18 protein-coding genes, 1 tRNA gene and 1 riboswitch are annotated in these 22809 nt (G+C 62.8%); of the genes, 16 read left to right on the top strand and 3 right to left on the bottom strand.

Annotated features, from left to right (window positions below; all coding sequences use genetic code 11):
* Positions 1-5: 5 nt before the first annotated feature.
* Complete coding sequence (gene rpmH, locus I2G20_RS12215; protein ID WP_196259992.1) at positions 6-140, bottom strand: 50S ribosomal protein L34; 135 nt, start codon at positions 138-140, stop codon at positions 6-8.
* A gap of 263 nt (positions 141-403) precedes the next feature.
* Here rpmH and I2G20_RS12210 point away from each other — a divergent pair, with 263 nt between their 5' ends.
* From I2G20_RS12210 to I2G20_RS12200, 3 genes are all read left to right on the top strand, one after another.
* The gene (locus tag I2G20_RS12210; RefSeq protein ID WP_196259991.1) at positions 404-1831 is read left to right on the top strand and encodes an FAD-dependent oxidoreductase; all 1428 of its coding nucleotides are present in this window, start codon (positions 404-406) and stop codon (positions 1829-1831) included.
* Between the two features lie 47 nt (positions 1832-1878).
* The gene (locus tag I2G20_RS17485) at positions 1879-3282 is read left to right on the top strand and encodes an ATP-binding protein (RefSeq protein ID WP_196259990.1); all 1404 of its coding nucleotides are present in this window, start codon (positions 1879-1881) and stop codon (positions 3280-3282) included.
* Between the two features lie 122 nt (positions 3283-3404).
* Positions 3405-3481: transfer RNA gene (locus tag I2G20_RS12200), tRNA-Arg, on the top strand.
* A 349-nt stretch (positions 3482-3830) separates the two neighbouring features.
* Here the strand turns inward: I2G20_RS12200 and I2G20_RS12195 are convergent.
* Together I2G20_RS12195 and I2G20_RS12190 are read right to left on the bottom strand one after the other, a co-directional pair.
* Positions 3831-4016 (bottom strand): hypothetical protein, encoded by a 186-nt coding sequence (locus I2G20_RS12195; RefSeq protein WP_196259989.1) that lies wholly within the window; start codon positions 4014-4016, stop codon positions 3831-3833.
* A gap of 4 nt (positions 4017-4020) precedes the next feature.
* Complete coding sequence (locus I2G20_RS12190) at positions 4021-4503, bottom strand: YciE/YciF ferroxidase family protein (RefSeq protein WP_196259988.1); 483 nt, start codon at positions 4501-4503, stop codon at positions 4021-4023.
* A gap of 927 nt (positions 4504-5430) precedes the next feature.
* On the opposite strand from I2G20_RS12190, the gene I2G20_RS12185 reads away from it, so the two are divergent.
* The 13 genes from I2G20_RS12185 (at position 5431) to thiC (ending at position 22807) form a co-directional block, all read left to right on the top strand.
* Positions 5431-5877, top strand: a complete 447-nt coding sequence (locus I2G20_RS12185) for a YybH family protein (protein WP_196259987.1) — start codon at positions 5431-5433, stop codon at positions 5875-5877.
* 318 nt (positions 5878-6195) lie between these two features.
* Positions 6196-7203, top strand: a complete 1008-nt coding sequence (locus I2G20_RS12180; protein ID WP_196259986.1) for a LacI family DNA-binding transcriptional regulator — start codon at positions 6196-6198, stop codon at positions 7201-7203.
* A gap of 208 nt (positions 7204-7411) precedes the next feature.
* The gene (locus tag I2G20_RS12175) at positions 7412-9328 is read left to right on the top strand and encodes a heparinase II/III domain-containing protein (protein WP_196259985.1); all 1917 of its coding nucleotides are present in this window, start codon (positions 7412-7414) and stop codon (positions 9326-9328) included.
* A gap of 23 nt (positions 9329-9351) precedes the next feature.
* Positions 9352-11259: an ABC transporter substrate-binding protein gene (locus I2G20_RS12170; protein ID WP_196259984.1), complete on the top strand. Its 1908-nt coding sequence runs from the start codon at positions 9352-9354 to the stop codon at positions 11257-11259.
* Positions 11260-11337: 78 nt separating this feature from the next.
* A complete protein-coding gene (locus I2G20_RS12165; protein WP_196259983.1) occupies positions 11338-12327 on the top strand; it encodes an ABC transporter permease in 990 nt (329 codons plus the stop codon).
* Positions 12327-13466 carry an ABC transporter permease gene (locus I2G20_RS12160; protein ID WP_196259982.1) on the top strand — a complete coding sequence of 380 codons (1140 nt, stop codon included), beginning with the start codon at positions 12327-12329 and terminating at the stop codon, positions 13464-13466. Before I2G20_RS12165 ends, I2G20_RS12160 begins: the two co-directional genes overlap by 1 nt.
* Positions 13456-14475, top strand: coding sequence for an ABC transporter ATP-binding protein (locus tag I2G20_RS12155; RefSeq protein WP_196260101.1), 1020 nt, complete (start codon positions 13456-13458; stop codon positions 14473-14475). The genes I2G20_RS12160 and I2G20_RS12155 overlap by 11 nt, the downstream gene beginning before the upstream one ends.
* The gene (locus I2G20_RS12150; protein ID WP_196259981.1) at positions 14472-15503 is read left to right on the top strand and encodes an ABC transporter ATP-binding protein; all 1032 of its coding nucleotides are present in this window, start codon (positions 14472-14474) and stop codon (positions 15501-15503) included. Before I2G20_RS12155 ends, I2G20_RS12150 begins: the two co-directional genes overlap by 4 nt.
* Position 15504: 1 nt before the next feature.
* Positions 15505-17358, top strand: coding sequence for a DUF2264 domain-containing protein (locus tag I2G20_RS12145; RefSeq protein WP_196259980.1), 1854 nt, complete (start codon positions 15505-15507; stop codon positions 17356-17358).
* Complete coding sequence (locus I2G20_RS12140; RefSeq protein ID WP_196259979.1) at positions 17358-18365, top strand: hydroxyacid dehydrogenase; 1008 nt, start codon at positions 17358-17360, stop codon at positions 18363-18365. The genes I2G20_RS12145 and I2G20_RS12140 overlap by 1 nt, the downstream gene beginning before the upstream one ends.
* Positions 18365-20089, top strand: a complete 1725-nt coding sequence (locus I2G20_RS12135) for an acyltransferase (RefSeq protein WP_196259978.1) — start codon at positions 18365-18367, stop codon at positions 20087-20089. Before I2G20_RS12140 ends, I2G20_RS12135 begins: the two co-directional genes overlap by 1 nt.
* The gene (locus tag I2G20_RS12130) at positions 20086-20736 is read left to right on the top strand and encodes a ThuA domain-containing protein (RefSeq protein ID WP_196259977.1); all 651 of its coding nucleotides are present in this window, start codon (positions 20086-20088) and stop codon (positions 20734-20736) included. The genes I2G20_RS12135 and I2G20_RS12130 overlap by 4 nt, the downstream gene beginning before the upstream one ends.
* A gap of 61 nt (positions 20737-20797) precedes the next feature.
* Positions 20798-20917, top strand: a riboswitch (TPP riboswitch).
* Between the two features lie 84 nt (positions 20918-21001).
* Positions 21002-22807 (top strand): phosphomethylpyrimidine synthase ThiC, encoded by a 1806-nt coding sequence (gene thiC, locus I2G20_RS12125; protein ID WP_196259976.1) that lies wholly within the window; start codon positions 21002-21004, stop codon positions 22805-22807.
* The last annotated feature ends 2 nt before the right edge of the window (positions 22808-22809 follow it).

Below are 22809 nucleotides of genomic sequence, written 5' to 3'. Positions count from 1 at the left end.
GACGCTTACGCCGAAAGCCGCTTGCGGCCGACCGCGCGGCGGCGGGCCAGAACCTTGCGGCCATTCTTGGTGGCCATACGGGCCCGGAAACCATGGCGGCGCTTGCGCACGAGATTGCTCGGCTGGAAAGTACGCTTCATTGATCCATACCGCGCGCGCCGGCGCGATCCTCTTTGTCTAGGTGTCTTTGTGACGTTAATGTCTGCCAATGGGGCAAGGGCGGTCCCGCCCAGAGCCAATGGCAAAGGTTGCGCGGCTTATAGAAAAAAGCCTCCCTCAAGTCAATCGAGCCAGCGACCGAATTTGCGCCGGCATGCCCTGGGCGGTCTGGTCAGCATCTCCAAGCCGCGTTACAAGCGAGGCGAACATAGGGGACAACCGGTCGAGGGGCCTTCGGAATAGCGTGGCAACGAGGAACGAAAGGGTCGATCTGTGCGTGATCGGCGCCGGTCCGGCCGGGCTGGCCGCCGCCGAAAGGGCGCTCGAACTCGGGGCGTCTACCGCCATTGTCGAGGCGGTCGAGATGGGCGGGGTTGCCCTCAACTGGGGCGCCTTGCCGGCCCATGCGCTCGCCGCCTCGGCGCGCCGGGCCCATGATATCCGTACCGCGGCCGACCTGGGTATTGGAGCTGAAGATCCGAGGGTCAACTTTGCTCGGCTCAATGCCCATATCAAATCTGTCGTCGAGGACGCGCGGCCCAACGTATCGGCCGAGCGGCTGGCCGCCAAGGGGGCCGAGGTCATTCGCCATCCGGCCGCATTTACGTCGCCCTCGACAATCGCGGCCGGCGAAAGGCGCATAAAGGCCCGGCGGTTCATCCTCGCCACCGGTTCCCGTCCCCATATTCCCGAAATACCCGGGCTCGAGGGCGTGCCCTTCCACACGCCGGAAACCATATTCGAGATCACCCGCCGGCCGGCACACCTCATCGTCATTGGCGGCGGCGCGACGGGAACCACGCTCGCACAGGCGCACCGGCGGCTCGGCTGCGAGGTGACGCTCGTCGATATGCTCGCCCCTCTGGGGGATGAGGATGTCGAACTTGCCGTGCCGGTTCTCGACGGTCTCGAACGCGAGGGTGTCGCGATCTTTGCCAACACGGGCGTCGTTGCCGTCGAGGGCGATGAAAATAACGTTGTTGTCACGCTCAGGACCGGAGCCGACGAACGAACGATTTCAGGCTCCTACCTGCTCGTCGCGACCGGCCGTAGCGCCAATCTCGACACCCTCGACCTGGGCAAAGCGCGGGTGAAAAGGGGCCGGGGCGGGGTGGCGCTCGACATGGTTTCCCGCACCTCCAATCACCGTATCTATTGCGTGGGGGACGCCGCGGGCACGCGCTCGGTCCATGCTGCGCGCTTTATGGGCGCCTGGGCTGCGACCCATGCGCTCGGCCCCCGTTTGGGGCTGTTTCTGCCCCCCGTCCTGCCTCGGTTGATTGCCACCGACCCCGAAATCGCGGCCGTGGGGCTGACCGAAGCCCAGGCGCGGGCGCGCCATGGGCTCAATTTCTCCGTCACCCGCTTTCCGCTGGCCGGTCTCGACAAGGCCCGTGTCCACGCCCGGCGCGAGGGGCACGCAAAGCTCCTTACCACCCGGAGAGGCAGGCTTGTGGGGGCAGGGTTTTGTGGAGACGGCGCGGGCGAATTGGCCGGCCTCTTTGGGCTTGTCATCGCACAAAGGCTGACGCTCCACGATCTTGCTGGTCTTCTCGCTCCCTATCCCGCGCTCAGCGAAATCGCATCGCTTTCCGCCGCTCGATATGCCGCCGATCATCCCCAAAGCCTCGCCTGGAGGGTTATGGGGACGCTTAAGCGTTTGTTGCCATAGCGAAAATGCGCCTGTAGACTCCCGCCATGGCGCTTGGGGACAAAACGGTGAGAGTGAGAAGCTTGTCCTTCAAGCTCATCTCGGTCATTGCCTTTGTCATCCTCCTGGTCGAGGTCGCGGTCTTCTTCCCCTCGCTCGCCAATTACCGTGCGAGCTGGCTCGACGACCGCCTGCGTGTCGGCGGGGTGGCGGTGCGTGTATTCGACGCAGTGCCCGACGTCACGGACCTGCCGGTGGAGATCACCGATCCCCTGCTGCAATCTGCGGGCGCTTTGGCCATCGTCTACCGGCGCGCCGGGCAGACCGACCTGATTGCGCTCGAAGCGGTGACCATGCCCACCGAGACCCATCTCGCCGACATGCGGGACCGCAACCCCCTGCGCCTCGTCGTGGAAGGGGTGGAAACTCTGCTCTTCGGTGGTCGGCGGGTATTGCGGATCGTCGGCGTGCCGCCCGGAGCGGGGGACATCGTCGTCGAGGTGGTGATGCCCGAAGGCCCCTTGCGGGCGGACATGCTCACCTATTCGGTCAACATTCTGGCGCTCGGCTTCATTATTGCAGCGGTGACCGCGGCCGTACTCTATATCTTTGCCGAGCGGCTCCTGATTGCGCCCATCAAGCGGCTGACCGGCAACGTTCTCGCCTTCCGCCGGAATCCCGAAAACGGCACGCTGATCATCACGCCCGATCCCGATCGCGACGACGAAATCGGGGTGCTCGAGAACGCGTTGTCCGAAACGCAGGCCGAGCTGTTCTCGATGCTCCGTCATCGCCGCCACCTTGCCGATCTCGGGCTGGCAGTCGCCAAGATCAATCACGACCTTCGCAACATGCTGACCTCTGCACAATTGCTCTCCGATCAGGTGGCAACCCTCGACGATCCCAAGGTGCAGCGGCTCGCGCCCAGGCTAGTGACCACGCTCGACAAGGCTATCGGCTTTGCCCAGACGGTGCTCGATTATGGACGCCAGCAGGTCACCCCGCCACGCCCGCGCAGGTTTTCCCTTCATGCGCTTGGCAACGAAGCGGCCCAGGCAGCCGGGCTTCATGGGCATCCCACGATCAGGTTCGACAACCAGGTGCCCGAAACCCTCGATCTCAAACTCGATCCCGATCACGTCTCGCGCGTGCTGGTGAACCTCTTCAAGAATGCCCGCGAGGCTCTCGAGGTGATGGGGGAAAAAACCCCCGACCCTGCAGTGGTCCTCACCGCGGGGCGAGAGGGCGATCAGGTGCGGATCGTGATCGCCGACAACGGCCCCGGCCTGCCGCCCCGCGCGCGCGACAACCTTTTCGTGGCTTTCGAGGGTTCGGCGCGGGCCGGCGGCACGGGGCTGGGGCTCGCCATCGCCCGCGAATTGACCGAGGCGAACGGAGGCCGGCTCACCCTCCTCGATACCCCCAAGGACACGCGCTTCGCCCTCGATTTTCCCCTCGCAAGCCTTGTCTGACCCACGTCCTTTGGAGCGCGCGTCAGCAATCAAATTTCCCTTTCCTCAAGGCTTGCATTGCCTGCCAACCCGGTATAAGCGTTGCGCCTGCCGTCGGGGCCAGCCCCCAAAACCGGCACTGCGCGCCCGTAGCTCAGCTGGATAGAGCACCAGACTACGAATCTGGGGGTCAGAGGTTCGAATCCTTTCGGGCGCGCCAATCTCGTTGCAGAGGTGTCCCGCCTTCGAGCCTTACACCCTGAATGCGCTGGCGGAGTCGTCATCGTTCAGATCGATTATGCCATGCACGTTGGCGTGGTGAAGACGCTTGATGTTGGCCTTGGCATCCTTGGTGATTTGCCGGATGCGTTCGATTTCCAGACTAACCTGGGTACGGCCATAAAACGTCTCAGGATGATGAACCGCTCGGCAAAGCCCTTATTCTCTTCAGCAAATCGCAGCGCCGAGCGAAGACGTCATAATTCCCAAAGCACGTCGGGGACTATTAGGCCCACTTGCCCTAAAAAGTGCAGAGCCTGTTCCTATTTCTGGAACAGGCTCCGAAACGTTCAGCGCAGGGTTGAACTATCGATCACGCAACGACCCGCAAGCGTGAGGAGATGGCCATGCGGGCTGGGATCGATCCAGCCCTTTGCTGCAAGCCTCTGCGCCAAGGAAGGTTCCAGTTGCCTGCCTTCGAGGATAGCGCGCAAATCGATGGCGTCGTCCGGGCCGATGCCGTCATACAGCGGCACAGTGTCATGCCGCCTTGGCATCGGCCTCGGCGAGTGCGGTCAGTTTTTCATCGGTCGCCTTTTCTTCGTTGAGCGTCTGGTCAAGCAGGCGAACCGCGTCCTTCATCCCGAGCCGCTGAGCCCACGATTTCAAGGTGCCATAGCGCGCGATTTCATAGTGCTCGACGGCCTGTGCCGCAGCCGTTAGTCCGGCATCAAGCGCAACGGTGTCCTTGTATTCCTCCATCACCTCCTTGCCTTCTTCGATAATGCCGAGAATGGCGTCGCAGGTCTTGCCGCGGGGACGCTTGTCGAGCATCTCAAAAATCTGCTCGAGCCGTTCGACATGGGTTTCGGTTTCCTGCCGATGACGCTCGAAACCTTGGGCCAGTTCCTCCGAGTTTGCCGCTTTGGCCATTTTGGGAAGAGCTTTGAGAATCTGGCGCTCGGCATAATAGATGTCGCGCAAGGTGTCTTCGAAAAGTGACTTGAGATTTTTTTCGGCCATTGGATCCTCCGGTCTGTGCAATTAAGTCCGGACGGCAACGGTATTCCGGGGAAAATGGTTCCAGAACAAAGATTTACGTACGCTAGAAGACCAAAACGTCGAGCCAACGTGCCCGCATAGCTCGGCCCGCCCCCTCGGGCCAATTGCCGACACTTGTAGAGCGATTTGCGGGGCACCTTCGCATGAGCCGGGGGCGCTTTCGTCATTCACGGGTCGGCCCTTGTCCGCCGACGCCGGAGGCCGACCATAAGAGCAGCCAAAGCCACCAAGGCAAAGCCGATGGCGCCTGCGAGCATCATTGTTTTCGACACGCCTTTATGAAAAGCCCAACGAGATTGCAGTTCTGGGGTGGGATCCTGGTAAGGGATTCCCGCGAAGTAGACATCGTAAAGGAACCCCGCGAGAACAAGCGCCAGGCTGAGTGTGACCCCTGCTGTGAACAATCTCATGCCGCTTCATCCTTCTTCTGCCCCACCGCGACGATCCCCGTCCGAATATGCGATTTGCAGATGATGTGCTCAATGTCGTTCACTTGATGCCGCAGAAGCGCCGCTTCGCAAACCTTCCAACTATCCGCTAAGCTCATCATCGACCTCTTTGACTGTCCTAATGACAACACCAACGGTACCGGCACTGGTTGAAGGGTGCGGTACCTGGAGGCTTTTCCATTGGGCTATAGGTACCCGTATTGGTGGCTTATGTGTATCTAAGGGCACGGGCTCTGGTGCCCACGGCATCACCTGCGCTTAGCCCGGGCCGCACACGATGACGTAGCCGATGACGCTTGTGTCCGGCAGATGAGCGGCTCATCCCCTGGATACGACCATGCAACAGGAGCTAGGACCTGCCAGATCAGCAACCAAGAGTGGCGTGTCCACGTCGGATTGATCGCCCGGGCTTCGTCGTTCAAGAAATGAAGGAGCAACGATGATGTCTGAAAAGGAAGTTCTATCCGTTATCCGGGCCCAGGAAGACGCAATTGCCAAGGGGGACGCCCGCGCTACAGTCGATGCCATGGACGCAGATGTGGTGATTTTCGATCTGCAGCCGCCCCTTGCGTATCGACGCGAAGAAGCACGCGACATCGAGGCGATAAATACCTGGTTTGCAACTTGGCGCGACGCCGTCACCGTTCACATGGCGGACCCGCAGTTCATGATCAACGGCGATCTTGCAGTGGCCTTCGGGCTGTCGCGCATGACTGGCGTGAAGACCGATGGCACAACGGTCGACTCCTGGAGTCGGCGAACCATCGTGCTAAAGCGTATCGCCGGGTCCTGGAAAATTGTCCACGAACATGCCAGTTTCCCTATGGCAATGGACGGAAGTGGCCGCGCCATGACGGATCTCTTGCCGGAGTTCCGGAACGCCTAACGTCGTCAAGAGGATCTCCCCATTTTCGCGGCAAAGGGTTCGTAACAGAACTGTCGATTTTGAGCGCAAAGATGCCGTACCATCAATGGGTCGCGCTAGAAACGTCCCGGTATTTGCAGCGCCCCTCTGTATTGCTTCGGTGTGCCATTTTTCCCCCAAAGCTGTCGGTCAAACCCTCATCGCGGGGCGACGTCTTCGAAATTTGCGGTCCCCGGGTGGGCCGCCATGGGCGCGGCGCTTTGTCAGTGACAATCAACAGTGAGGGGTTGCTTTGCTCAAGAAACGCAAATATTGCGTTACGGGAGTGAGGGACAGGACATGGCGCCCAGAAAACGCGCGAGCCAGGCCGATATCGCCGAGCGACTGGGCGTTTCCGTTAGCACGGTGTCGCGGGCCTTGGCCAATGAGATCGGGATCAGCGAAGGTGTCCGGGGCGAGGTGCTGCGGGTGGCGCGTCAGCTGGGCTACAAATCCAAGCACCCTGTTGCAGGTGAAAATCTCGACAAAAGGGCCTTGGCGCTGGTGCCTCTCAACAGCGCGATAGGTAATCTCGCCAGTTTTTATCACGGTATCGTGGAGGGCATGCGCTCCCAGGCCCAGACTGCGGGCATGGCGCTCGACGTGCGCCTGGTCAACGAGGAGACCGTTACGCTGGACTTCCTCCGTCGGCAGGTCTCCAAGACCGGCGCCAACGGCCTTATTCTGGCCGGCATCGATCCGGACGACGAGATCGTTCAGTGGACCCAGGACGCCGGCATCGCGATGGTGCTGGCCAATGGTGTCGATCCGCAAATGCGGGTCAGCTCCGTCGCACCGGCCAACTTCCACGGCGCGTTCCAGGCGACCCAGCGCCTGATCGCGGCGGGGCACCGCAAGATCCTCCATTATACCTACCGCCTTCGCCCCACCATTCTGCAACGCCGGCGAGGCTTCGAGGCTGCGATTGCCGCCAATCCGGGCGTCACGGGAAGCGTGGTGATTTCCAACGAACACTCGAGCCAGGTTCTTCTGGCTGCATTGCTCGCCCACAAGCACGATGTGACGGCGATCTTCTGCTGGAACGACAGTGCTGCGGTGGAGATGGTCGAAACGCTCTTGGGACAGGATTCTCCGATGCCCAGGGGGTTTTCCATCATGGGATTCGACGACCTGCCGATTGCGGGCATGGCCAATCCGCGCCTCAGCACTGTCCGCGTCGATCGGGAAGCGATCGGCCGGGGGGTCGTGCGCCTGCTGGCCGATCAATTGAACGGCGAGCGCGCCGTTCAGCAACTTGAGATTGGTGTCTCCCTCGTCGAGGGCGAAACGGTTCGCACCATTTCCTGAGGCCCGGGCGCAATTATTTCGGGCGGGGTTGTTGAAAAGAGTCGCCAACCCCGCCCGAGCAAGCGAGCTATCCGGTTCCAGAGCCAATGCAAATTTCGAAAATTTGCAAAATTTGCATGAATAACGCAAAAAACTTGAAATTGCGCAATTTTGTGCATACCGTTGCAGGGTGCCCGGGTGCTCCGGGCTCTCCGCGGGAGGCGAGCAGGTGGATTTGCGGCAATGGAGCTCTGGGCAGGTTGCCTCGGTCTTGAAGAAGGCCGAGGCCTTCGCGCCGTTTCCGCGCAGCGGTACGCCCGAATGCGTTCGACTCTCTGCCGAACTCGGCGCTGAGGCCATGGCCGATCTGTTGGTCCGGGCCGAGGCCGACCGGGACGCTCCCATGCCCGCCCTTCCGGCCCGGCTCTATGACGAGTTCCGCAAGACAGGTCGCCGCGAGGGCTACGAGGACGCCCAGCGCCGCCGCCGCACCATGCTCTATGGCCTGACGCTGGCCGAGTGGCTCGAAGGCGAAGGGCGCTTTGTGCCGGCCCTCGAGGAGATTGCCTGGGCGCGGCTGGAGGAAACGAACTGGTCCTGGCCCGCCCATGCCCGCGGCCTCGACCATCCCGATCACCCCACGCTCGACCTGGCGGCTGCCATGTCCGCGCTCGACATGGCCGAGCTCGATTATCTCGTCGGGGAGCGCCTCTCCCCCAACCTTCGGGCCCGCCTGCGGGCCGAGGTCGACCGCCGCGTCGTCGCGCCGTTTCTCGATCGGGACGATCACTGGTGGCTGCGCACGACGCCACACAAGCAGGTCAACAACTGGACGGCGGTGTGCGTGGCCGGCGTGGTCGGCGCCGCGCTCTATCTGGAGGCGGATACAGACAGGCTGGCGCGCATCGTGACCCGCGGCTTGCACAGCCTGGCCGACTATCTCGATACATTCGATTCCCAGGGCGGATCGTCCGAAGGGCCCGACTACTGGACGTACGGTTTCGGCAATTACGTGGTGCTGGCCCACCTGCTGGATCTGCGGTCCGGTGGCACCATCGACCTGCTCGCCGGGCCGGCCCTGCGCGACATCGCTCAGTTCCCGTTACGCACCATGCTGGGCCCCGGCGTGTGGGTGAGCTTTTCTGACAGCGACAGCAATCCCGTGTTCCATCCCGGCCTGCTCACCTATCTGGCGCGCCGTCTCGAGCTGCCCGGTCTTCTGGGGCTGGGCATGAAGAACGACTACGTGCTTTCCCACTTCAACCAGTTCGCCTGGCCCCTGCGCCAATTTGCCTGGCCGCTGCCCCCGGAGGCCGAACCGGCCCGCCTCGGCCCCCACGACTGGTATGAGGAGATGGCCTGGATGATCAGCCGCCTGGATCCCACCGATCCGGCAGCGCTGCGGCTCGCCGTCAAAGGGGGGCATAACGACGAAATGCACAACCAGAACGATGTCGGTTCGTTCATGGTCGTATCCGGCGGCAAGGTCGTGCTCACCGATCCCGGCCGCGGCCGCTACTCGAAGGCCTATTTCGGGCCTGAGCGCTATCAGAACCTCATGGCGTCATCGCGCGGCCACTCCGTGCCGCTGGTCAACGGCTTCGAGCAGGTCGAGGGCCGGGCACACGCGGCCCAGGTCATCAGCCACCATCACGGCGTGGATGCAGACCGGCTGGAGCTCGAAATGGCAGCGGCCTATCCGCAAGCCGCCGGGCTGGACTCGCTTCGGCGCAGCCTGACATTGGATCGGTCCCATTCCGGCGGACGTGTGTTGCTTGACGATACCTATCGCTTCCATGCCGAGGACAGCCTTTTCCAGTCCGTCCTGGTAACGCCCATGAATACCCGGCTCGAAGGCGATAGCGTCATCGTTGGCGAAGTTGATGCAGGGGTACGCATCACCTTCGATAGCGGCTTGCTCGATGTGGCTTTCGAGCATCATCCCGGCGTGGAGAAACAGTACCAGCCGGCCGTCGACCTCACGCGCGTGGTGTTCACCCCCAGGCAAAGGCGCCCGGTGGGGAGTGTCGCGCTCGAAATCTCGCCGCTTTCGGTGCGGAGAGGGCTGTCCGGCATCGGGCAGATCAGGCGCGGGTCCTACGCGGAGGAGCGTTCGGACCTTGAATTGGAACCCGGTGGCCGCTGAGCCCCGGAAAAGGGAGGACCAGAATGAACAAGACCCAATGTTTTAAGGCGGCGGGCGCCGTGGCCATTGTGGCCATGCTGACCGCTGCAGGACCGGCGCTCGGCGCAGGGCAGTCGCCCATGCTCGACGCCCTGGTGCAGAGCGGTGAAATCCCGCCCCTCGAGGAGCGGCTGCCAGCCAACCCCCTAGTGCTGGACGCCGAGAGCATCGGCCAATATGGCGGCACCTGGCGCATGGGAATGAATGGCGGGGGCGACAATGGCCTCATCGCCAAAACGGTGGCCTATGAGGGCCTCGTACGCTTCGACCGCGAATGGCAGACCGTCATTCCCAACCTTGCCGAAAGTTGGGAGGCCAATGCCGAAGCGACCGAATACACCTTCAAGCTGCGCGAAGGGGTAAAGTGGTCGGATGGCGCACCATTCACCAGCGCCGACATCGCCTTCACCGTCGAAATGTACCAGGACCCCGAATATGCGGCGAGCAGCTGGATCGACAACATCAACAACCCGGCGACCGTCGAGGTCATCGATGACCTGACCTTCAAGTTCAAGTTCAACCGGCCGAACGGCATGCTGATGGACGAGATGGCCAGCGTCAACGGCATCCACATCACTTCGCTTCAGAAGGCCTATTGCAGCCAGTTCCACCCCAGCTACAACGAGAACGCGGCTGCCGATGCCGAAGCTGCGGGCTTCTCGAGCTGGGCCCTGCATTTGCAGGACCGTTGTGCCTGGGGCTGGGAAACCATCCGCTTCGCCAATCCCGACCTGCCCACCCTTTATGCATGGGTGCTCGACCAACCGCTGACGGCCAACGCCTCCCGCGTCACCTGGAAGCGCAATCCCTACTATTGGAAGGTCGACAGCGAAGGCAACCAGTTGCCCTATATCGACAGGCTCGACATGCGTGTCAGCCAGGGCGGCGTCGAGGAACTGACCCTCGCCGCGCTCAATGGCGAGATCGACTTCCAGGAACGCCACATTGCCACCAACGTGAACAAGCCGCTGTTCTTTGATGGACAGGAGCAGGGTGGATATCATCTGGGCGCGGTGATTCCCTCCGCCTCCAATACGCTGGTGTTCCAGCTCAATTTCAGCCACGACGATCCGGTCAAGCGCGAACTCTTCCAGAACAGGGATTTCCGCATCGGTATTTCTCATGCCATCGACCGCGAGGAGATCGTGGATCTGGTCTTTACCGGCCAGGGAGAGCCCTACCAGGTCGCGCCACGTCCCCAGTCCCCCTTCTATGACGAAGAACTGGCCAAGCAGTATACCGAGTTCAACCCCGAGCTTGCCATCGAGCACCTCGAAGCCGCGGGCCTGACGGAAATGAACGGCGATGGCGTTCGCCTCATGAGCGACGGCCAGCCGGTCAGGATCACCGTCGACGTCATCTCGGCGCTCCGTCCCGAATGGATCGACATTCTCGAAATCATGCAACTCCAGCTTGCGGCTGTCGGTGTCGAGATCGAACTCAACAATATCGATCGCACGCTGTTCTATGAGAAGCGCCCGAGCAATGACTACGACGCTCAGGTCTGGGCGGGCGACGGTGGTCTCGAAGTGGTACAGGAGCCCCGCTACTACTTCCCCTTCAGCGATGAATCGGTCTGGGCCTATCGCTGGGCGCAGTGGTTCAACGGCACGCGTCCCGAAATTGCCGAGGAGCCGGCAGATTGGGCCCAGGAGCAGATGGAACTCTATCGCCAGATCCGCTCCTCGTCTGATCCCGACGAACGCGCCGACCTGATGCGCCAGATCCTCGCCATCACCAAGGAACAGTTCCCGGTGATCGGGGTGAGCCTGATGCCGGACTCCTACTCGATCATCCGCAACAATCTCCGGAACGCACCCGAAACCATGTTCAACGCCTGGCTCTTCCCGACCCCGGCGCCAATGGACCCGGTTACGTGGTATTTCGAATAAGCGCGGATCTCCCACCCCGCTTAGTCCCCTCGCGGCATCAGGCTGCGGGGGGAAACCCCAGATACCCGGAGGCCGGTTATGGTTGGTTTCATCGTCAGGCGCTTCATCGCCATGCTTCTCACGCTGTTGGCCGTTTCCATCGTGGCCTTCGCCATAATCCAGTTGCCGCCCGGCGACTTTCTGACGAGCTATATTGCCCAGCTTGCCTCAACCGGCGATCAGGTCGATCCTCGCGTTATCGAGAACCTGCGCGCCCAATATGGTCTGGGAGAGCCCTTCTATGTCCAGTACTGGAAATGGATTACCGGTGTCGTGCAGGGCAATTTCGGCCATAGCTTCGAATGGAAGCGTCCGGTCTGGGAACTGATCTGGGGCCGCATCGGCAATTCCATCCTCCTTGAGGGACTTGCCGTCATCGTCATGTGGTTCGTCGCCCTGCCCATCGGCATTTACGCGGCGGTCCGCAAGTATTCGCTGGGCGACTACCTCTCGACCATCCTGGGATTCATTGGCCTCGCGGTACCAAACTTCCTCTTTGCGCTCATTCTGATGTACCTCGCTTATACCTGGTTCGGAACCACGCTCGGGGGGTTGTTCTCGCCGGAATTCGAGATGGCACGCTGGAGCCTTCCGCGCGTCTGGGATTTCCTCAGCCACGCCTGGGCACCGGTTCTGGTGCTCGCCACCGCAGGCACTGCCGAGCTGATCCGCATCCTGCGGGCCAACCTGCTCGATGAGATGAAGAAGCCTTATGTGGTGACCGCCCGCGCCAAAGGCCTGCCCGAGTGGAAGGTGATCCTCAAATATCCCGTCCGCCTCGCCCTCAACCCGCTGATCTCCACCATTGGCTGGCTGTTGCCCGCCCTCGTATCGGGTTCGGTGATCGTCTCGGTGGTCATGAACCTGCCGACAGCCGGACCGATGCTGCTGCGGTCCCTCACCACCCAGGACATGTACCTGGCCGGCGCGATCATCCTGTTGCTCAGCGTCCTCACCGTGATCGGCACGCTGATCTCGGACATCCTTCTTGCCCTTATTGATCCCCGCATTCGCTACGGAGCCAGGTGATGGCCGTCCTGCTCATGGAAACGCCAGTTTCGGAAATTGCCCCGCGCAGGATCGCCCGCGAAAGCCAGCTCGGCCTGATGTGGAGGCGTTTCCGCCAGCACCGGCTGGCGCTGATCAGCCTTTGGGTGGTGGTCTTCTTTTACGCCGTTGCCATTCTGGCCGAGTTCCTGTCGCCCACCGATCCCTCGGCCTACAACGCCCGCTATACCTATGCGCCGCCGCAGGGCATCCATTTCTTCGACCGGAACGAGGACGGCAGCTGGTATTTCGGTCCCTTCGTCTACGGCTACAAGACCGAGATCGACCCGGTCGCCTTGCGCCGGACTTTCGTCATAGACGAGGAAGTGCGCCTGCCGGTCCGGTTTTTTGCGGAGAGTGCGCCTTATCGCCTGGCCGGCCTCATCCCGATGTCGACGCGTTTTATCGGTCTCGAGAACCCGCGCGACCCGTTCTATATCCTGGGCGCTGACAGGCTGGGCCGGGACCTGCTTAGCCGTCTCATTCACGGCACGCGCATTTCGCTCTCGATCGGGCTCGCCGGCGTAACGCTGAGTCTCTTTTTTGGCATTGTCATCGGGGGCTTTGCCGGTTTTTACGGCGGCAGGTTCGACGGCGTCGTCATGCGCGTAGTCGAATTCATTCGCTCCATGCCCACGATTCCGCTGTGGCTCGGTCTTGCCGCGGCGCTCCCCAGGGACTGGAGCGCTCTTCAGACCTATTTCGCGATCACGATCATCCTCTCGCTGATCGGCTGGACGGAACTGGCGCGCGTCGTGCGCGGGCGTTTCCTGAGCCTCAGGACCGAGGATTTCGTGACCGCTGCGCAACTCGACGGGGCGAGCGACTGGCGCATCGTGACCCGTCACATGGTCCCGAGCTTCACAAGCCATATTATCGCTGCGGCCACGCTCGCCATTCCCGGCATGATCCTTGCGGAAACGGCGCTGAGTTTCCTTGGTCTGGGCCTGCAGGCCCCGATCGTTTCCTGGGGCACACTACTCCAGGACGCCCAGAACATCCGCACGCTCGCGACCGCACCCTGGCTCTTGATGCCGGGCCTCTGCGTCATCGTGGTCATTCTCGCCCTCAATTTCCTTGGAGACGGCCTCCGTGATGCCGCAGATCCCCATGGCCGCTGAACCCATCCTTGCGATCAAGAACATGTCCATCACCTTCACCTCGCCCGACGAGGCCGATGTCGAGGCGGTGCGGCAGGTCGACCTGACCCTCACGGCCGGCAAGACGCTGGCCCTGGTCGGCGAAAGCGGTTGCGGAAAATCGGTTACGGCGCGCGCCATCCTGCGTCTGCTCGACAAGTCGGCTTTGCTTCCCAGCGGAGAGATTCTCTTCAACCACGGGCAAGGCACGGTCGATATCGCCCGGCTGAAGCCCGACAGCCTTGCCATGCGCTCGATCCGCGGCGCGGAAATCTCGATGATCTTCCAGGAGCCGATGACTTCGCTTTCTCCGGTGCACACCATCGGCGACCAGATCGACGAGGTCATCGTGCTGCATGAAGGCGTATCGCCCAAAAAGGCGCGCGAACGCACCGTGCACCTGCTCGATCAGGTCGGCATTTCGGGCGCCCGCGAGCGGGCCAATGCTTATCCGTTCGAGCTCTCGGGAGGATTGCGACAGCGCGCCATGATCGCCATGGCTCTGGCCTGCACGCCCAAACTCCTGATTGCCGATGAGCCCACCACGGCGCTCGACGTCACGACACAGGCGCAAATCCTCGATCTTTTGCGCCAGCTTCAGGATGATTTCGGCATGGCCATGCTGTTCATCACCCACGACCTGGGCGTGGTGGCCGAAATCGCCGACGAAGTCGCCGTCATGTATCTGGGGGACGTGGTCGAGCAAGGCGATGTCTATGAAGTCTTCAGGTCGCCCCAGCACCCCTACACCCAGGCCTTGATGAACTCGGTGCCGCATCTGCGGCGCAAGGCGGACCGCCAGCGCCTCTCGCCGATCAAGGGCACCGTGCCCTCGCCAAAGGACAGGCCGGCTGGCTGCGCGTTTACCAGCCGGTGCCCCTACGTTTTCGAGCCCTGCGCCGGCACCCGTCCCGCCCCGACCGAGGTCGGTGCGGGTCATCTCGCGCGGTGTCACCTCCTGGCCCGCACAAAGATGGAGGCCTTGGCATGAGCACGATCCTCTCGGTCGAAAACCTCTCCAAGATATATACGCTTGGCAGCGGCCTTTTCGGGCCCTCGCGGGAGCTGGTGGCGCTCAACGACATCAGTCTCACCGTCAAGGCCGGCGAAACCCTGGCCATCGTGGGCGAAAGCGGATGCGGCAAGACGTCCCTCGGACGCTGCATCATTCAGGCGCAACCCGCAACGGAAGGACGCGTCTATTATCATCCCAAGGACGCCGCAAAGGTTGAGCTGACCGCTTTGTCCAAGCGCGAACTCAAGCCCTGGCGCCGCGACGTGCGCATGATCTTCCAGGATCCCATGTCGTCGCTCAACCCGAACATGCGGGTCTTCGACCTCGTGGCAGAACCGTTGCGCATCCATCGCATCGCACGCGGCCGCGAACTCGAGGAAAGGGTCTACGACGTTCTGGCCAAGGTCGGCATCCCATCGGACGCCGCCGGGCGCTATCCGCACGCCTTTTCGGGCGGCCAACGCCAGCGCATCGGCATCGCCCGCGCCCTGGTGCTCGATCCTAAGCTGGTCATCGCCGACGAGGCCGTGTCCGCGCTCGACGTTTCCATTCAGGCCCAGGTGCTCAACCTTCTCGACGATCTCAAGGAAGAGTTCGGCCTTACCTACATCTTCATCAGCCACGATCTGGGGGTGGTCAACTACATCGCGGACCGGGTGGTGGTGATGTATCTGGGTCATGTGGTGGAGAACGCGCCCACCGACCTGCTGTTCGAGCGCCCGCGCCATCCCTATACGGAAATGCTGCTCGCCGCCCTGCCAGTCGCCGATCCCACCCGGCGCAAGGGCCGCAGCACCACGCCCAGGGGAGAAATCCCCTATCTCGGCAACCGGCCGCAGGGGTGCCCGTTCCATACGCGCTGCAAATACGCCCAGGACCGCTGCCGCAGCGAGAAGCCGGCGCTCCGCGCCATCGATGGCACAGACCAGATGGCCGCCTGCCATTTTGCCGAAGCCCTTGAACTACAGGGCGCCTTCGAGGCGCCGCAAAAGGCGAGCGCTTGAAATGACCTATGATCCTGCCACGGCCAATCCGCTCTTCGGCAACCCGCTTCGCACCCGCGATGACGTCGAACGCGGGCTAAACGCTCTCTTTACGCCGCTTCTGCCCTATTTTTCCAAGGGCGGGGCGCGGGTGCGGCTCGACGGCGTGGGGGCCCATTTCGACCGGGCAGCAGCCGATCTCGAAGGCTTTGCCCGCCCGCTCTGGGGCCTGACGCCGCTGGCGGCCGGCGGCGGCCTTTTCGACCATTGGGCGCTCTACCGCCAGGGTCTTGCCAACGGGACCGATCCCGAGCATCCCGAATACTGGGGTGCGGTCAACGGCATCGACCAGCGTCAGGTGGAACTGGCGGCCATCGGCTTTACCATGAAAATGCTGCCCCATCTGGTGTGGGACCCGTTGGAGCAACGGGCCAAGGACAATCTGGCGGCCTATCTCAAGCACGCGCGAAAATTCGACTACGCGGACAACAACTGGAAATTCTTCCGCATCCTGGTCGATCTGGGACTCGAGGAATGCGGGGTCGAATTCGACCGTTCCTACACCGATGCCTATCTGAGCGAGCTCGAGGACTTCTATCTCGGCGATGGCTGGTACCGCGACGGCAATGTGCGGCGCATCGACCATTACATCCCCTTCGCCATGCATTTTTACGGGCTGATCTATGCCAGGCTGGCCAATAGAGATGACAAGCGCGTGGCCGACTACAAGGAGCGCGCGCGGCTTTTTGCTAAAGACATCCAGCACTGGTTCGACGAGGATGGCGGCGCGCTGGCCTTCGGGCGCAGCCTGACCTATCGGTTTGCCTGTAGCGGCTTCTGGGGCGCGCTGGCCTTTGCCGATGTCGAGGCCTTGCCCTGGGGTGTCATCAAGGGCCACTTCCTGCGGCATCTGCGCTGGTGGAGCCAGCTGCCCATCGCCAGCGGGGACGGCGTCCTCTCGATTGGCTATGGCTATCCCAACCTCCTGATGTCCGAGAGCTATAATTCGGCCGGCTCGCCCTATTGGGCGCTCAAGGCCTTCCTGCCCCTGGCTCTGCCAAAGGATCATCCCTTCTGGACAGCCGAGGAGGTGGACGCCGACTTCTCTCCCGAACCGGTGCCGCTCCGGCATCCCGGCATGGTCATGCAGCACACGCCGGGCAATGTGGTGGCGCTATCCAGCGGCCAGCAGAACTGGCAGATGCGCGCTGGCGCCGAAAAATACGCCAAGTTCGTCTATTCGAGCCGCTACGGTTTTTCCGTCGAGGCGGACGAGCGCGCCTACCATTCCGGAGCCTTCGACGGGATGCTCGCTTTTTCGGACGATGGCCGCCACTACCGGGTGCGTGAAACCAACGAAATCGCCAGGATTGCCGGCGACACGCTGTTCTCGCGCTGGAAGCCCTGGCCCGATGTAACGGTGGACACCTATCTCCTTCATGCCGGCTATTGGCATGTCCGCGTCCATCGCATCGAAACCCCGCGCCCGCTGCATGCCACTGAAGGCGGCTTTGCCATTGCTCGCGCCGATTTCAATGCCGATACCTATATCGACGAAACCGGCAGGGCCATCGCGCGGAGCCGGACCGATCTCAGTGCCATTGTCGATCTCGTCGGCCAGCGCGAAGGGCGAGCGTTCCGCACCCTGCCCAACACAAATCTCATCGTCTCCAAGTCCATCGTGCCGCAATTGCGCGGCGAGATCGCCCCCGGCGCCACGGTGCTGGTGACGGCGGCTCTGGCGCTGCCGGCAGGCGATGAGGCCGACATGGCGCTTTCCAACCCGCCCGAGGCGCCCGGAATTGCGGCGCTCGAGGCTCTATTTGCCAGCAACGGCGTTGATGTGAACGCCATTCTGGTGCCGGAGCGGTTCTAATGCGTCCCAAACTCGCCTTTTCCTTCAGAGCGGACAAGACCCGCCACGTCTTCGATGGCGAGGCGCTCGAGCGGCTCGGCGCGTGTTGCGAGGTGCTCTCGCCGGCGCCCATTGAAAGCCTCGGGGAGCCGGAGGCGCGCCGGCTTTTAGCGGAAGCCGAAGTGCTGGTCACCGGCTGGGGTGGGCCCATGCTCACCTCCGAGGCCCTGCGTTCGGCGCCCAATCTTCGGCTGATCGCCCACGCTGCCGGTACGGTAAAGTTTACCGTCGATCCTTCTGCCTACGATCTGGGTATCCGCGTCACCCACGCGGCGGAAGCCAATGCCGTCCCTGTGGCCGAATTCACCCTGGCGGCGATCCTTTTTGCCAACAAGCGCGTCTTCGAATTGCGCGACCTCTACCGCGCCGACCCCAGCCGCCGCTCCTGCCACGCCCTGACCGATGAGAACATCGGCAATTTCCACCGGACCATAGGGCTGATCGGCGCTTCGCGCATCGGTCGAAAGGTGGCCGCCATGCTGGCAGGTTTCGATTTCACCGTTCTGCTCTACGACCCCTTCGTGCAGCCCGGCGATCCGGTGACCGAGCATGTCGAACTTGTCGAACTGGACGCGTTGATGGCCCGGTCCGATGTCGTCTCGCTCCATGCCCCCTCCTTGCCAACCACACGGGCCATGATCGGGTCCAGTCAGCTCAAGCTCATGCGGGACGGCGCGGGGTTCATCAATACGGCAAGGGGTGCCCTGGTCGACGAGGCAGCCCTGCTGGCCGAACTGCAGACCGGGCGCATCCATGCCGTGATCGACGTCACCGATCCGGAAATCCCCGAGCCGGGATCGCCCTTTTTCACGCTACCCAACGTCTTTCTCACCCCGCACATCGCCGGTGCCATTGGCACGGAGCGGGCCCGGCTGGGCTTGATGGCCGTGGAGGAAGTCGAACGTTATACGCGCGGCGAACCCCTGCTCTATGAAATCGTACCCGAATTGCTCGAGAGGTTGGCGTAATGTCCGGACTAACCCACCCATCGGGCCCGTTGGCGGACCACCACCGCGACACCGACCGAGAGCGTGCAGAGGCATTAGGGGCAGCCGAGGAGGGCGCGCGGCATGAGTCCGATGAAGCGGCCCTGCATCGCGCCCGTCTGCAATTCCTGACCTGGGAACGCCAGGCCGACGACATTGCGAGTCCCGAGCACCAGGCGCGTCTCGCGCTACTGCGCGAAAGGGCTGGCGCCGCTATCCACCCAACCGCCTATATCGCCGCCGAAGCCGCCATTTTCACCACTCGGCTAGACTTGGGTGAGCAAAGCTGGATCGCCGGTCATGCCCTGGTGCGCGGAGAGGTGACGCTGGGCGCCCATTGCACCGTCAACCCCTATGCGACGCTGTCTGGCAAGGTCAGTTGCGGCGACGGCGTGCGCATTGCCAGTCATGCTTCGCTTGTCGGCTTCAATCACGGCTATGACGACCCGGACGTGCCGATCTACAAGCAGGCGCACGAAACGCGCGGCATCACAATCGAGGACGATGTGTGGATCGGCGCCAATGCTGTCGTCGTCGACGGGGTGCGCATCGGACGCGGCGCGGTGATCGCTGCAGGGGCCGTAGTCAGCAAGGACGTGCCGCCGCTGGCCATTGTCGGCGGAGTTCCGGCCAAGGTGCTGCGGTTTCGCGGGCGCGGCAGGCAGGACGGGGTGCGCGAGCAGCTGCGGACGCTGAGCGCCCGCGCCGCCGCGCAACACCAGGCCATTCTTAGGCGCAACATGGACAATGGCGAATATCTCTCGCGCGAGAACCATGGCGAAAATCGCATGAGCATCCGGCATCTCTGCGATGCCATCGAGATCGCCACCGGCTTCGGCGGTACGCCCGAGGGGCTGGATCGGGACGCGGCCGTCACGCGGCTTCAGGCCGTCCAGGAGCCCGTGACCGGTCTTTTTCCCGACCCCTGGCAGCGACCGCTTCCGGGCGCGGAATTGCGCCGGGACGGCCTCGCCCTCTACAACGTTCTCGCTGTCGGTTATGCGCTTGAGGTGCTGGGCGCACGACCGCTCCATCCGGTTTCAGCGGTGGAACTCCCGGCCCATGAACTCTGCCAGTGGCTCGAAAGTCTGACCTGGCGGGAACGGGCCTGGGCAGCCGGCGCGGACGTGGACACCATCGGCACCGCGCTCTATTTCAACGCCCGCTATTTCACCTCTGGCACGGTGCGCGAAACCCTGTTCGGCTGGCTGGCGCTGCATCAGGACAGGGGGACGGGGCTGTGGGGCTCACCCACCCTGGAGCAAGGCCTGCTCCAGCCCGTCAATGGCTTTTACCGGCTCACGCGCGGCACCTATGCGCAATTCGGCATTGCCGTGCCCAGGCCCGAGCGCGCGATCGATTCCGTGCTGCTCAATTACCGTCAATATGGCGGCTTTTCAGGTGCGACCTATACTGCCTGCAACCTGCTCGACACCATTCATCCCCTGCTGCTCTGCCTTGGTCAGACAGATCACCGTAGGGCCGAAGCCGAGGAGGTCGCGCGCGCCATTATCGCTCGCGCCGGAGAACGCTGGCAGGATGAAAAGGGTTTTCCCTTCGCCGATGGGCAGGAACCTGGCTTGCAGGGCACCGAAATGTGGCTCTCGGTCGTGCATCTGGCGGCCAAGCTCTTGGGTATCGAGGACGATTTCGCCTTCGTGCCCAAGGGCGTGCATCGCACGCAAGCGGTGGGGCTCGGACTATGACGCAACAAAAGAAGGCGCTCGTGGTCTGGGGCGGCATGGAACTGCATACGCCCGAGCGCGGCGCGCAGGTGGTGCGGACCCTGCTCGAGGAAGAGGGGTTTGCCGTCACGGTTACGCCGGACTACGACGCCCTCGGGGCCGAAGACGTGGGGAGCAACGATCTCGTCGTGCCGGTCATCACCGACGGTACTCTGGCGCCCGAGAAGATGGAGAGGCTCATAGCCGCCATCCGGGCGGGCACCGGGCTTGCCAGCTATCACATGGGCCTCGCCACGACCTTTCGCGCCAGCGTCCCGTTCCGCTATGCCGCCAGCTGCTACTGGGTGCAGCACCCCGGCGATATCGTGACCTATAGGGTCGAGGTTACCCGCCCGGACCACCCCATCATGGCTGGGATCGAGAGCTTCGAGCATACCTCCGAGCAGTATTACCTCAACTACGACCCGGCCGTGGACGTGCTGGCCACCACGACGTTTTCGGGAGAGTTTCATCCCTGGCGCAAGGATGTCGTCATGCCGGTGGTCTTCGTCACCAACCATGACAAGGGGCGCGTGTTCTATTCCTCGCTCGGCCACACCGCGGACGAACTGGAGATTCCCCATGTCCGCACAATTCTCCGGCGCGGCTTGCTCTGGGCGGCGCGCTGAGGCGGCGCGGACCGCTCGTCGGAAAGGCGATTGACATCTCCCGCATCCACTCGCATTTTGCAGCCTTCACCAGGGGTGTCCCGTCAAGGGGCTGAGATACTGCTAGGCCGCGAGGCAGCGCAGGGACCCTACGAACCTGATCCAGTTCACACTGGCGTAGGGACGGTGCAGATGCCCTCATGGCCAGGCGGCCTTCGCGATACGAGGCGTTTATCCTTCCCGTCAGAGCTGGGTCTCCGTTGCTTGCCAAGCGAGGAGCCTCGACATGACAATCCATCCCGCCCCGAACGTCACCACCGGACCGTTTCCGGCTTCGGCCAAGATCTTCAAGCCCGGTGCGATTCACCCCGAAATCCGGGTGCCTATGCGCGAGATCGCCCTGCATCCGAGCGCCGGCGAGCCGCCGGTCACGGTCTATGACTCGTCCGGCCCCTACACCGACCCGGAAGCAACGATTGCCATCGAACTGGGCTTGCCGCGCTTGCGCGAAAGCTGGATTGCCGGTCGGCGCGATGTCGAGCCCTATGAGGGCCGGAATGACAGGCCGGAGGATAACGGCTTTGTCTCGCCCGATCGACTGACGCCGGCGTTTCCGGTCCGCCACCGTCCGTTCCGCGCGAAAACCGGTACGTCCGTGACCCAGCTCGCCTATGCCCGCGCCGGCATCGTCACGCCGGAAATGGAGTTCGTGGCCATCCGCGAAAATCTCGGCCGCGAACAGATGTGCGCCGCCCAAGAGCGGGACGGCGAGAGCTTCGGCGCCGCGATCCCCGATTTCGTTACGCCTGAATTCGTGCGCGACGAGGTTGCGCGGGGACGCGCCGTCATCCCGGCCAACATCAACCATCCCGAACTCGAGCCCATGATCATCGGGCGCAATTTCCTTACCAAGATCAACGCCAATATCGGCAATTCGGCCCTCAGCTCCTCAATGGCCGAGGAAGTCGAAAAAATGGTGTGGGCCATCCGCTGGGGTGCGGACACGGTCATGGATCTCTCGACCGGCCGCAACATCCACAATATCCGCGATTGGATCGTCCGCAATGCGCCGGTGCCAATCGGTACGGTGCCCATCTACCAGGCGCTCGAGAAAGTGGGCGGCGTGGCCGAGGAGCTGACATGGGAGGTTTTCCGCGACACGCTCATCGAGCAGGCCGAGCAGGGGGTTGATTATTTCACCATCCACGCCGGCGTTCGGCTCGCCCACGTCCCGCTGACCGTGAACCGGGTGACCGGCATTGTCAGCCGGGGCGGCTCGATCATGGCCAAATGGTGCCTGCATCACCATCGGGAGAGCTTCCTCTACGAGCATTTCGAGGACATTTGCCAGATCATGCGCGCCTATGACGTGACCTTCTCGCTCGGCGACGGCCTGCGACCCGGCTCGATCGCCGACGCCAACGATGCCGCGCAATTTGCCGAACTCGAGACATTGGGCGAACTGACCCGGATCGCATGGCAGCACGACTGCCAGGTGATGATCGAAGGTCCGGGACACGTGCCGATGCACAAGATCAAGGAGAATATGGAGAGGCAGCTCGCCGTCTGCGGCGCGGCCCCGTTCTATACGCTCGGACCTCTGACCACCGACATTGCGCCGGGTTACGACCACATCACGAGCGGGATCGGCGCAGCCATGATCGGATGGTTCGGCACGGCTATGCTCTGCTACGTCACACCCAAGGAACACCTGGGGCTGCCCGATCGGGACGACGTCAAGACCGGCGTCATCACCTACAAGATCGCGGCTCACGCAGCCGATCTCGCCAAGGGGCATCCGGCCGCCAAGCTGCGCGACGATGCGCTCAGCCGGGCCCGCTTCGAGTTCCGCTGGGAGGACCAGTTCAACCTCGCCCTCGATCCCGAGACCGCACGGAATTTTCACGACGAGACACTCCCGAAAGAGGCGCACAAGCTGGCTCATTTCTGCTCCATGTGCGGCCCCAAATTCTGTTCCATGCGCATCTCTCACGACATCCGTGCCGAGGCGCGCAAGGAAGGCATGGCGGCCATGGCAGAAAAATTTCGCGAGGGCGGCGCCCTCTATATTCCCACCCGGCAGGAGGCTTGAAC

This window comes from Pelagibacterium limicola (genome assembly GCF_015694405.1).
Taxonomy (GTDB): Bacteria; Pseudomonadota; Alphaproteobacteria; order Rhizobiales; family Devosiaceae; genus Pelagibacterium; species Pelagibacterium limicola.
This window is presented reverse-complemented; position numbering and strand designations above follow the sequence as displayed.

Excerpts from the sequence above, each read along its gene's own strand:
- I2G20_RS12160 (WP_196259982.1), top strand. The coding sequence starts at position 12,327 with ATGGCCGTCCTGCTCATGGAAACGCCAGTTTCGGAAATTGCCCCGCGC.
- I2G20_RS12155 (WP_196260101.1), top strand. The coding sequence starts at position 13,456 with ATGGCCGCTGAACCCATCCTTGCGATCAAGAACATGTCCATCACCTTC.
- I2G20_RS12145 (WP_196259980.1), top strand. The coding sequence starts at position 15,505 with ATGACCTATGATCCTGCCACGGCCAATCCGCTCTTCGGCAACCCGCTT.
- thiC (WP_196259976.1), top strand. The coding sequence starts at position 21,002 with ATGACAATCCATCCCGCCCCGAACGTCACCACCGGACCGTTTCCGGCT.
- I2G20_RS12185 (WP_196259987.1), top strand. The coding sequence starts at position 5,431 with ATGATGTCTGAAAAGGAAGTTCTATCCGTTATCCGGGCCCAGGAAGAC.
- I2G20_RS12135 (WP_196259978.1), top strand. The coding sequence starts at position 18,365 with ATGTCCGGACTAACCCACCCATCGGGCCCGTTGGCGGACCACCACCGC.
- I2G20_RS12180 (WP_196259986.1), top strand. The coding sequence starts at position 6,196 with ATGGCGCCCAGAAAACGCGCGAGCCAGGCCGATATCGCCGAGCGACTG.
- rpmH (WP_196259992.1), bottom strand. The coding sequence starts at position 140 with ATGAAGCGTACTTTCCAGCCGAGCAATCTCGTGCGCAAGCGCCGCCAT.
- I2G20_RS12150 (WP_196259981.1), top strand. The coding sequence starts at position 14,472 with ATGAGCACGATCCTCTCGGTCGAAAACCTCTCCAAGATATATACGCTT.
- I2G20_RS12130 (WP_196259977.1), top strand. The coding sequence starts at position 20,086 with ATGACGCAACAAAAGAAGGCGCTCGTGGTCTGGGGCGGCATGGAACTG.
- I2G20_RS12170 (WP_196259984.1), top strand. The coding sequence starts at position 9,352 with ATGAACAAGACCCAATGTTTTAAGGCGGCGGGCGCCGTGGCCATTGTG.
- I2G20_RS12165 (WP_196259983.1), top strand. The coding sequence starts at position 11,338 with ATGGTTGGTTTCATCGTCAGGCGCTTCATCGCCATGCTTCTCACGCTG.
- I2G20_RS12190 (WP_196259988.1), bottom strand. The coding sequence starts at position 4,503 with ATGGCCGAAAAAAATCTCAAGTCACTTTTCGAAGACACCTTGCGCGAC.
- I2G20_RS12140 (WP_196259979.1), top strand. The coding sequence starts at position 17,358 with ATGCGTCCCAAACTCGCCTTTTCCTTCAGAGCGGACAAGACCCGCCAC.